The organism is Pseudoxanthomonas mexicana (assembly GCF_010093385.1).
Taxonomy (GTDB): domain Bacteria; phylum Pseudomonadota; class Gammaproteobacteria; order Xanthomonadales; family Xanthomonadaceae; genus Pseudoxanthomonas_A; species Pseudoxanthomonas_A mexicana.
The window spans coordinates 1-3,392 of record NZ_PDWV01000103.1 but is presented as its reverse complement, the minus strand read 5'-3'; the positions used below and the strand labels follow the sequence as shown (position 1 = coordinate 3,392).

2 protein-coding genes are annotated in these 3,392 nt (G+C 66.0%); both read right to left on the bottom strand.

Annotated features, from left to right (window positions below; all coding sequences use genetic code 11):
• Positions 1-105: 105 nt before the first annotated feature.
• Positions 106-648 (bottom strand): protein kinase, encoded by a 543-nt coding sequence (locus CSC76_RS18740; protein ID WP_162111473.1) that lies wholly within the window; start codon positions 646-648, stop codon positions 106-108.
• Between the two features lie 446 nt (positions 649-1,094).
• Positions 1,095-3,062, bottom strand: a complete 1,968-nt coding sequence (locus CSC76_RS18735; protein ID WP_162111472.1) for a prealbumin-like fold domain-containing protein — start codon at positions 3,060-3,062, stop codon at positions 1,095-1,097.
• Between the last annotated feature and the right edge of the window lie 330 nt (positions 3,063-3,392).

Below are 3,392 nucleotides of genomic sequence, written 5' to 3'. Positions count from 1 at the left end.
ACTACATCGAGATGTTCTACAACCCGATCCGCCGGCATGGTTCCGCTCGCGGACTGTCACCGGTAGAGTTTGAAAGGCGCTACGCGCAGAGCGGCGACTGAGTGTCTACAGAGCTCTGGCCGGTCCAACGCCCTGGACCAGGCGCATCGCGAACCACGGACGTCCGTCCCCTTCCACGCCGCCATCCAGCAGGGGGGCGATGTTGGGATGGTCGAGCTTCGCCAGGTGGTTGCGTTCGCGCATGAACGCGTCCACCAGGACAGGAGACGACATCTCCGCACGGATGCACTTCAGTGCGACCTTCTTCTCGTACTGGCCATCGGCGCGACTGGCCTCGTAGACCGTGCCCATGCCTCCCTGCGCGAGCACGCGGTCGATGTGCCAGGGCCCCAGCATGGTGCCTACGCGGGCGAGGGACGCGGGATCGATCCCGTCGCCATCACTTCTGGCGTGCTCGGCATACAGCGCATCGAGCGCGCCGCCCTCGAGCGGATACGAGGCCGCATCAGCCTGCAGCAGCCGTTTCAGGGCGTCGTGAAGTGCAGGCTCCCGCACCCGCAGTGCGGCGAGGGCGTCCGCACGTCGCCGTGGCGTCAATTCGACGTACTCGTCGAACAGGTCGAGCGCACGGGCCTCAAGATCGGACATTGAAGACGGTTGTTCGGATACGCGCAGGCTACAGACTACCGTGCCTCGGGGTCGGGAGTTCACCGGTGCTGCAAGGGTATGCTGCTAACGGAGGAACGTGCCGTCTACCGACGCCAGGCGCATGGGTACGATGGGAGGCTTGCTATCGGCGAACCTGCGAAATGCGGTTGATCCCTGCGGTCGCACCGTCCAGGCACTTCAGGGGAGATCGACGGATGGGCCGCCACTGGTGGAGATATCAAGCGGCCGCGCAGTCATGTGCATGGCACGGTGAAGAGGCCAGGGACGTCGGCTGACGGGTTCCAGCCGTCGTCGGAGGGGGCCCATCCTGGCCCCAGGCGTATCCCGCTACGCGATCCGTGCCAGCGCCGTGGGCCATTGCCGGGACGCGCCATGGCCCAGCGCCTCCCGGGAGGGGGCGCCGCCAGCAAGCGGCCGAAGTCCCGTCAAGGCAGCCCGGTTGCGGTCACCGTGCAGCGCAGCGTGACCACGACCTGCCCCCCGACCGGCAGTGTGGGAATGGTGATGCCTCCCCCCAGCAAGGTGCTCACCGCAACGGTGGGCGAAGGACAGCTTGCGCCCCCGGATGCGGTGCAAGCCGCGGTACTGCTGGGCGAGAGGCAATCGAGTCCGGCCCCGGGAGTGTCGCTGAGCAGCACATTGGGTGCGTCGAGCGGTCCGTTGTTCGTCACGGTAAGGGAAAAGTCCACGATGCTGCCGCTTATCGCCGAGGTTGGCGAAGCCGTCTTCACCACGCTCAGGTCCGTCTTGCGGGTCTCGTTGGTGAAGGTGCACGAAATCGGCCCGGCCGTGCTGGTGGCTTGCGCATCCAGTGTCACCGATCTCGTGGCGAGGTCGACCGTTGCGGTGCCGCCGGTGCCCAGGCCCGTGCAGGCGACGGAGCGCAGTTCGAACGGAGCGGGCGGCACAGCCTCGGTGATGGTCGTCGCCACGCCTGCCGCCGTCAGGGTCTGGGTCGCGCCCGCTACGGCCGTGCCGGCCGTGCTGGTGGTGATGCTGTGCGACTGGATGCCGTTGGTGCCGGTGAAGCCGAACGTGCCGACCCCATCCACTGACACCTTGCTCACGGTCAACGACGGGCACTGCACCGTGAACGTCGCGCTGGCGCTGTTGTTTGACGGGTCGATGTCGGCGAACCCGTCCGTGGCGGAGAAGTTGGCGCTGGCCGTGTTGCTGACCGTCGCGCCGCAGGTGGACGTAGTGGCCACGGTACCGGTGATGGTGAAGGTCAGCACGCCGCCCGGCGCCATCGTGTAGCCGCCAGCGAAGGAAAGATTGCCGCTGCCGCTCGCCGCGGGACAGGTGGATCCCGCCGTCGCGGTGCACGTCCATGTCGCATTGGCGATCTGCGCAGGAAGGGTGTCGACGATATCGGCCGCATTGGCCCCGTCGATGGTGGGAGCCTGGTTGCCCGGGTCCACCGGATTGATGTCGGCGTTGGTGACGGTCACCGTGTAGGTCATCGGCAGACCGCGCAGGTAATTGGTCGCCGATGCAGCGGTCTTGGTCACCACGATGTTCGCCGGCGTGGACGTCACCACGCCCCGCACCTCGTGGATGTTGTTCAGTCCGCCGGTGGAGCCGCCGAAGCCCATGCGGAGGTTCGCGGGCGCGGCATAGGGAAAGTTGAGGTTGTTCAGTACGTTGGCGATCGCACCGCCATTCTGGCCGAGCCCCACGGTGACGCGATAACCGCCCGTGCCATTGGGTATCAGCAGCACGCGCGCCCGGTCCGCAGCCGGGCGGATAGCGGTGAAGGGCACGTCGATGCCGCCGGGCGCTGCCGCGCCACCCACATAGACGTTGTTGGCGCTGAGCGGGCCTCGGACGACCACGCGGTCGGCCGCCGACCCGGGACTTCCGCTGAGCGCTGAGCAACCGCCAAACACGCTGGGCAATTGTCCCGAGAAATTGCCGAACTCGTCCAAACCGATGCCCAGGTAGCCGCCAGCCCCGTTGCAGTAGCCCAGACCGGCACCGGGGAGGGCGCCGGCCATCGTGTCGTTGGCGTCGTACAGATAGAAGCTGATGCCGTCAGCGCCCGTGCCACTCCAGATGACGTAATCGAACTCGACGATCACGCCCTGAGTGGAGGGGAACGAGCCACCGGTATAGCGTGCACCGCCGACCTGGCTGGCCAGGTCCGTCGACAGTCGCAGCCAGCCATTGCCCACCGCGTCATTGGTGTTGTTGCCGTCGGCGATCAGGCCGTAGCCACCGGTCAGGATGCCGCTGTCGTTGTTGCCGGCATTGTCGTTGCCCGAGAAGGTCCAGCCCGGCTCGGTGCTGTTGCGGAAGGTGGCGTCAACCTTGAACTGCGCCTTCGCCTGGTCCGCAACGCCCATACCGAGCATCGCTGCCAGCGAAATAAAGATTATCTTTGAACGCGTCATGGGTCCCTCGACCAGTCATTTTCGGAATCGCGATGCAGGTGACGTGGGGAACCTTCAGGTTCGGACTATATACCGGCACGTCGCTGCTCACCCGGGTGGGCCGATGACAAGAAGGCTTGCATCACCTTCCTTACCATCGCGCTATCCAGTCCAGTTCGCATTAGCGATGACCGGGAGGACATCGCACGGCCCGGTACCCGCCAGGCGCCGTGCCGGCCAGCAGGCTGATCAACGTGTAGTCCAGCAGTTTCATTTTCATGCGCTTGTTCATGACCCGGCCCCCCCTCACTTGCGTACGCCGACAGGGGCTGTCGGGTCGTTGCTGGCTTC